At 58.6% G+C, this 7,315-nt stretch carries 7 protein-coding genes and 1 riboswitch; all 7 genes read left to right on the top strand.

All coding sequences use genetic code 11. The annotated features are described in order from the left end of the window. Positions 1 to 210: 210 nt before the first annotated feature. The 7 genes from ACH2EH_RS26595 to ACH2EH_RS26625 all read left to right on the top strand — a co-directional run bounded on the left by ACH2EH_RS26595 (position 211) and on the right by ACH2EH_RS26625 (position 7,217). Entirely contained in the window at positions 211 to 1,434 is a 1,224-nt protein-coding gene (locus ACH2EH_RS26595) for a DUF4419 domain-containing protein (RefSeq protein WP_395146451.1), read from the top strand. Next, positions 1,434 to 1,551: riboswitch (cobalamin riboswitch) on the top strand. It overlaps the preceding gene by 1 nt. 142 nt (positions 1,552 to 1,693) lie before the next feature. Next, a complete protein-coding gene (locus ACH2EH_RS26600) occupies positions 1,694 to 2,464 on the top strand; it encodes a DUF1559 domain-containing protein (RefSeq protein ID WP_395146453.1) in 771 nt (256 codons plus the stop codon). Positions 2,465 to 2,584: 120 nt separating this feature from the next. Then, complete coding sequence (gene ftsY / locus ACH2EH_RS26605) at positions 2,585 to 3,478, top strand: signal recognition particle-docking protein FtsY (RefSeq protein WP_395146455.1); 894 nt, start codon at positions 2,585 to 2,587, stop codon at positions 3,476 to 3,478. Between the two features lie 231 nt (positions 3,479 to 3,709). Next, positions 3,710 to 4,444 carry a bifunctional demethylmenaquinone methyltransferase/2-methoxy-6-polyprenyl-1,4-benzoquinol methylase UbiE gene (ubiE, locus tag ACH2EH_RS26610; protein ID WP_395146457.1) on the top strand — a complete coding sequence of 245 codons (735 nt, stop codon included), beginning with the start codon at positions 3,710 to 3,712 and terminating at the stop codon, positions 4,442 to 4,444. Beyond that, entirely contained in the window at positions 4,441 to 5,436 is a 996-nt protein-coding gene (locus ACH2EH_RS26615) for a polyprenyl synthetase family protein (protein WP_395146459.1), read from the top strand. Before ubiE ends, ACH2EH_RS26615 begins: the two co-directional genes overlap by 4 nt. Positions 5,437 to 5,489: 53 nt before the next feature. Beyond that, positions 5,490 to 6,605, top strand: coding sequence for a Gfo/Idh/MocA family protein (locus ACH2EH_RS26620; protein WP_395146461.1), 1,116 nt, complete (start codon positions 5,490 to 5,492; stop codon positions 6,603 to 6,605). Positions 6,606 to 6,770: 165 nt separating this feature from the next. After that, positions 6,771 to 7,217: a DUF6036 family nucleotidyltransferase gene (locus ACH2EH_RS26625; protein WP_395146463.1), complete on the top strand. Its 447-nt coding sequence runs from the start codon at positions 6,771 to 6,773 to the stop codon at positions 7,215 to 7,217. The last annotated feature ends 98 nt before the right edge of the window (positions 7,218 to 7,315 follow it).

Genomic DNA, 7,315 nt, shown 5'->3' on the forward strand with positions numbered 1-7,315 from the left:
GGATGGGTCGCCAGCCCCTTGCGTGCTCCATCGGCCACAGCGAAAACTCCCGCCCGCGCCGACCCCGTCCCGACATCCACCCCGATGACAAATCTTTCCATGCAGGGATTTTACCTGGATTTCGTCCGCCGATTGAAAGCGGCGTCTGTAGGCGTCGCAGGCTCCGCCATAAAGTCGCTCCGCGACTGGGGAGTTAGGTTATAATTTTCCATGGCTACCGTTGCATCTACCGTTCGTATTCCGGGAAACTCGGTTCTCCCAGGGCTCTTGCCGCTCAAAACTGCCGCCTACGAGGTTGTCCTCAAACAGGTACTCGGAGGTAACGGAGATATTGAGGCATTTTCCCGCGATACAAAAACGCTCGTCGCCCCTGACGTTAGCAGCTACTCGCATGGTTTTGTGGCGGCAGTGAGCGCAGCCTACAACAAGCACCACCCGCTCGTGCTCTCCCCGGACATGATCTGGCTCCTGATCGCGCAGGGCTTCGCGCTCCATGTTCGTGAAAATGCTGAGGCACTACGCGAGAAGCTTGTCGCCCACCATGGCAAGCTCACACTGGAAGTGCGTCGCGACAATTTCGTCAAAGGCTTTGCGGGGAACGACTGGGAGGGAGTTTTTACGGAGTTCTCCAAACAAATCAGTACGCATCTTGGCAACGCGACACATCAGACAATCGTCCCCTGCTTCTCCACCACAGGCATTGTCGAGAAAGCCGCGTTTGAGGTCGCGCTGCTCGATGCGATGCAGGTCTACTTCAACTACGATGTGATCGGCATCTGTGGCATCCCCTACTTTATTTTGGAAGGCACGCCCGACGATTGGCAGCAGCTCCGCCAACACACCGCCGCACTTGCCGAGTTTGATCTGGAGTGGTGGGTTATGCCGCTCCTGCGCGTACTGGATGAGTTCGTCGCCGCAAGTCAAGGCAATCCCACCCGCGAGTTTTGGCAGGAATTTTACATGCATTCCAAATGCAGAGGCGTTCCCTATATTTGCGGTGAACCTTTTTTCATTGGTCACTTGGCGAACTTTTTTCCGTATCTCACTGCCAAGAAACCACTGCCGGGCTCTTTCTCAGAACAATTTGCCCAAAAACACCCAAGGCTTTACACCAGTCTAACTTATCGGAGCACTATTCTAGGTAAACGCATTGGTAAAGCTTATGTGGTCAATCGTACAACGGAATATGGCACTTCGCGTCATTATCACTTTGAGCCCGATCAATTTGGACAAAACGAAGGCATTAGAGACAGCAGCCTACCCACAGGTATCTCCGTTGCTCCCTTCACTTGGCGGACACAAACCACTCAGCACTCCATGGAATTTGCCGCAGGTTTCGTGGGGGCATCGCAGGATCGCAAGACACGTGCGGTGCGGCCGGAGATCGGGTGGGCGGTGCGCCATGCGTCATTGCCCCGCACCACCTCCGCATGATAACCTACTCACGCTCCCGCCCTCTGGGGAAGTCCGGTGTGATTCCGGCACTGTCGCGCAACGGTAATTGAGCCTCGGCTCCGAGTCCGATCACCAGCGGGGGCAAAGCGCCGTGGATTGAAATCCCGGCTAGTGAGGAAAAGTCCGCCTTCGCGGACTGTCAACCCACGAAGGTGGGTTTATCTTTTCTAGCCGCGAATTCATTCGACGGTACCAAAAATCCCTCGGCCTGCGCGAAACAGGCTAGAAAGAAACGTTTGTGAACTCGAATACTCGTCGGTCAGCTTTTACGCTGATCGAGCTTCTTGTCGTCATCGCGATTATCGCGATTCTGGCGGCGATTCTCTTCCCCGTCTTTGCTCAGGCTCGCTCCAAGGCCCGCCAGACCTCCTGCCTCTCCAACACCAAGCAGCTCGGGCTTGCGGCGCTGATGTACTCCCAGGACTACGACTCTACCTTCCCCCTCTTCAGCTACGGCGACAGCAAGATCTATTGGGTTGGGGCACGTGCGGGGTTTTCTGGGCCGCTGGATAAAAAGCTCGGGCTGATCTTTCCGTATCTCAAGAGCGGCGAGATTCAGCGCTGCTCCGAGTACGCCGGGCCAGCGAACCTCGGTGGCACGGGCTACGGCTACAGCTCAGTTCTCGCCAATGAGCAATGGGTCAATATAGGCGGCAACTGGGTGATGCAGCCAAGCCCCGCCAGTGACGCGGCGATCACACGCCCCGCCGAGTGCCTACTTTTTGCCGACTCGGGCAACCGCACTGACAGCACGGCAACGGGCCCGGATGCCATGAAAACCGTCGCCACGGTAACGGAGACCATCACCATCCAGCCGCCCAGCTCCTGGTGCTACCCCGGCTACGGCTGCACATCGTCGCTGGACTTTCGGCATCAAAGCTTTGGTAATATCGTCTTCTGCGACGGCCACGCAAAAGCCATCGCCCGTGCCGCGTTTGCCGCCAAGCTACCCGTCAGTGAGCAGCAACCCGGCATCGTCTACCGTGGCGATTACCTGATGGCGAAGTAGGTTCTCCCCTCAGCGTTTTGAACCCACCCCAGCCCTCCCTTGCAGCAAGGGAGGGTGCCGGAGCGAAGAATGAGCAGAGGCGGGTGGGTTCGGGCGGGGGTTAGGGGGTAAAATGCCCTCATGCTCAAACGTGGTGTGTTCAAGACCCTGTTTCAGTCGGTAGATGCCCTGGTCACGGGCAAGGGCCGCATTGATGACGATCTGTTCGATGAGTTCGAGGAAGCACTCCTCGCGGCGGATCTCTCGCTACGCACCACGGATCAGATATTAGAGCGCCTCCGCGGGATGGTGCGCGACCAGCGCATGTCCACGGCAAGCGAAGTCCAAGAAGGGCTTAAGATCGCGCTCACCGAGGCGTTGGGCGATCCGGGCGACACCAAGCTTAAGGTGGCCGAGAGCGGCCCGACGCTCTATCTCATGGTGGGCGTCAATGGCGTGGGAAAGACCACGAGCCTGGGGAAGCTGGCGTATCGGGCGGTGAAAAAAGACGGCAAGAAAGTGATTCTTGCGGCGGGCGACACGTTCCGCGCCGCCGCCGCCGAGCAGCTCGGGATCTGGGCGGATCGTGCGGGAGCGGAGCTGATCCGCCAGAAAGAAAACGCCGACCCCGCCGCCGTCGTTCACGATGCCATTATCGCCGCCAAGGCCCGAGGCGCGGACTTGATTCTCGTGGACACGGCAGGGCGCTTGCACACCAAGCTGAATCTCATGGAGGAGCTGCGCAAAATCGGCAGAATCTGTGAGAAAGAGCTGGGTCGCAAGCCCGATGAAGTGCTGCTTGCTCTCGATGCCACCACGGGCCAGAACGCGATTCCTCAAGCAAAACAGTTCACGGAGGCCGTCGGTGTCACGGGCATTGTGCTCGCCAAACTAGATGGCACAGCGCGTGGTGGGATCGTGATTACGCTCCGACAAGAGCTAGGCGTCCCCGTAAAAATGGTCGGTGTCGGCGAAGGCCCTGAGGACATGCTCCCCTTCAACCCCGAGGTTTTTGTTGAGGCGTTACTAGGATAACCCTCCCATGTATCCTGTGTTCATGACCAATACCTTCGCCGTGGTCTTTGTTTCGATGCCTTTTTTGCCTTTTGGAATCGCCGCGTTTTCAGCCTGCTACCTCACCACTTTTATGACCTGCACCCGCAAAATTTGCAGGGGAAGACCATTGCATTGCCCCATAAGGGACGGTATAATCCCATCAAGAGACTTTGTGAACATGTTCACAAAGCCCTGAAATGATGAAAGCAAATGACACGCCCCGCCCCTGAGCCGCTCCCCACTCCCGAAACCAAGCATGAGTACGTCGAGGCGATGTTCGATGCGATAGCACCACGCTACGATCTGCTGAACTCAGTACTCTCGTTGCGGCTCGACAGCTCCTGGCGGCGCGTGGCGGCCCGCCAGACAAGCCTGAAGGCGGGAGACCGAGCGCTGGATGTCTGCACGGGGACGGGCGATTTCGCTTGTGAGCTGGCACGCTGGGTCGGGCCTCGTGGCGAGGTAATCGGGACGGATTTCTCTCGGGAGATGCTGCGCTGGGGCGAGCCCAAAGTGGCGAAGTTCCCCAATGTGACGCTTCAGTGGGCCGACACCCAAGCACTCCCTTTCCCCGATGGGCACTTCGCTGCCGTGACGGTCGCCTTTGGGATTCGCAATGTTGCCGATATTCGGCGCGGGCTTTCTGAGATGGCACGCGTCACTAAACCCGGCGGGCACGTGGTGATCCTGGAGTTTAACCGCCCGAAAAATCCCCTCGTGGCCTGGGGTTACGGTATTTACCAGAAGCTCATGCCGCTCATCGGGGGCTTGATCTCGGGCAGGCGTAGCGCCTACGCCTATCTTCCCGCCTCGATTGATGCCTTTCACTCCCGCGAGGAACTGGCAAACCTGATGAAAACGGCGGGACTGCACTCCGTTCGCGTGACGGATCTCAATTTTGGAACGGTGGTGATCCACCGAGGGCTCAAAGGAAACGAAAAATGACAGCCACTCGCCCGGAAGGGCTGCTTGCGTGTATCGAAGAGGACTTGGCCAAGGTTGAGGAGCGCCTGCTCGAAGAAACCCGCTCCGACATTGGAGAAGTGCGCGCAATCTCCGGACACACGCTGCTCTCCGGTGGCAAGCGCCTGCGCCCCGCCATCGCGCTTCTTGCCGCACGCTGCGTGGGCCGTAAGTTCGACACGCGCCAAGCTTACTCCGCCGCCGCCGCCGTGGAGCTGATCCACATGGCGACTCTCATGCACGACGACGTGGTAGACGAAGCCCCCGAGCGCCGGGGACGGCCCACGGCAAACGCGATCTACGGCAATAGCATCACGATTCTAACGGGAGACTTTCTGCTAGCAAAAGCCATCTGGCTCCTCTCGCGCGACGAAGAGAACCTCGCGATGGTGCGCCTCTTTGCCGATGTCACGATTGCAATGGCCGAGGGCGAGGTGCTACAAGCCGCCGTGGCGCGTAACTGGAACCTCAATCTTAGCACCTACGAGCAAGTGATCGAGCGCAAGACGGCGCGGTTTCTGGCGGGCTGCACTGAGGCGGGCGCACTCATGGGCGGTGGCACGGAGCAAGAAACGGCGGCGATGCGCGCCTTCGGGCACCATCTGGGAATCTCTTTCCAGATCGCCGACGATCTCCTAGACTTTCTGGGCGATCCCAAACGCACCGGCAAGCCGCTCGGCACGGACCTCAGAGATGGCCGCGTCACGCTCCCGCTCATCCACACGCTTAACAACTGCGACGCCACCACGCGCACTGAGCTTCTGGCACAGCTAGAGCGCGGCCAAGCCCTCACGGACTCGGATATTGCAGCACTCACGGCAATTATCGCGCGTCACGGCGGCTTCGAAGTCGCTCGTACGGCAGCACAAGAGCGCATGGAACGCGCCCTCGGTGAGCTCAATCGCTTCTCAGACTCACCGTATCGAGACGCCTTGATCCGACTGGCGGACTATGTCGTCGCGCGGGACCGGTAGCTGAGGCTTCAATCCTCGGCAGGAAAAACCCGCCTCGTGTCGAACCTGAGGGCATGTCAGAACTACGTCCCGTGAAATTCGGTGTCATTGGCTGTGGAGCGATCTCCGGAGCCTACTTCAACGCCACCAAGATCTTCCCGACTCTCGCGATTGCCGCCTGCGCAGATCTCGACCTCGCCCGCGCCGAGGCCGCCGCAGAGAAAAACGGCTGCCGCGCACTCTCCGTGGACGCGCTGCTCGCCGACCCCGAGATTGAGATCGTCATCAATCTCACCATTCCTAAAGCCCACTTCGCCGTGACCAAGGCGGCGCTGGAGGCAGGCAAGCACGTGCATTTGGAGAAGCCGCTCGCCGTGACGTTTGAAGAGGGCGCGGGACTCGTGGCGCTGGCACGCGAGAAAAATCTACGGCTCGGGTGCGCCCCGGACACGTTTCTGGGCGGCGGACACCAGACCTGCCGCAAGCTCATTGACGATGGCGCGATTGGCCAGCCGGTAGCCGCGATGGCGACCATGCTCTCGCGCGGCCACGAGACCTGGCACCCCGCGCCCGAGTTCTACTACAAGCCCGGCGGTGGCCCAATGCTGGACATGGGCCCCTACTACTTAACGGCGCTCGTCAACCTGCTCGGCCCGATCAAGCGCCTCACCGGCAGCACCCGCACCACTTTCCCACAGCGCACGATCACCAGCCAGCCACTCGATGGGGCGATTATTGACGTCGAAGTGCCCACCCACTACTCCGGCGTGATTGATTTCGAGAACGGCGCGATTGGGCAGATCGTCCAGAGCTTCGATGTCTATGGCGTCCCCCCGTTCTCCCCCATCGTCATTTTCGGCACCGAGGGCACGCTGGCCGTTCCTGATCCAAATGGCTTTGGCGGCACCGTGAAGCTCAAGCGCGGCAAGGCGGAGTGGGAAGAGATCGCGCTGACGCATGGTTTTACGAGCAACAGCCGGGGGATTGGAGCCGCCGATATCGCAGTTGCCATTCAGACAGGCCGCGCCCACCGCTGCTCGGGCGATCTAGCATGCCATGTGCTTGAGGCAATGATCGGGTTCCACACCGCCTCCGAGAGCGGCACGCACTACGCAATGCAAACAACTGTGGGACGGCCCGCTGCACTTCCCGCTCTGGCACAGTTGCCTTCAGACGTGCTTCTGTCATAAACCCCTCTCGCTTAGCGGTAGAATAGAGTATGAGTAGAAATCACAGTATTGCGCTGGTCGTACGCAAAGTCCGTCTTGAGGAACAAGGCAATGACTTTGCATACTGGCAGACTCAGACTTATGAAAGTCGTTTAGCAACTCTAGAAGAAATTCGATGCGAATATCATGGCAATGACACTCAGTCAGGACTTCAAAGAGTTCTTACAATCCTTAAACGATAATCAAGTCCGATATCTCATTGTAGGTGGCTATGCAGTTGCCTTGCATGGCCACCCCCGCTATACCAAAGACATTGATATCTGGCTCTGGCTTGACACAAAAAATGCTCAGAAAATAGTTCAAGCCCTCAATGAGTTTGGGTTTGCCTCACTCAACTTGAAGCCCGATGACTTTCTTGACCCCGGTACAATTATCCAGCTTGGCTATCCACCCAACCGAATTGATATTCTGAACTCGCTCTCTGGTGTCAACTTCGAAGCTTGCTATCCCACGCATATTGAGGTTCAAATAGATGGCATCACCCTGCCCTTCATCGACATCGAAAATCTGAAGAAAAATAAACAAGCGTCAGGGCGGATGCAGGATCTCGCAGATGTCGAGAACCTCTCTTAGCTCTCTTGCCCTCGAAACCCACCAGCTACGCAAGGTCTACCCCGGCGCGGCGCAGGCCGCTGTCGAGGCGCTGGACTTGAGTGTGCCGGAGGGCGCGG

Origin of the sequence: Armatimonas sp., assembly GCF_043760365.1 — a bacterium.
Classification (GTDB): Bacteria; Armatimonadota; Armatimonadia; order Armatimonadales; family Armatimonadaceae; genus Armatimonas.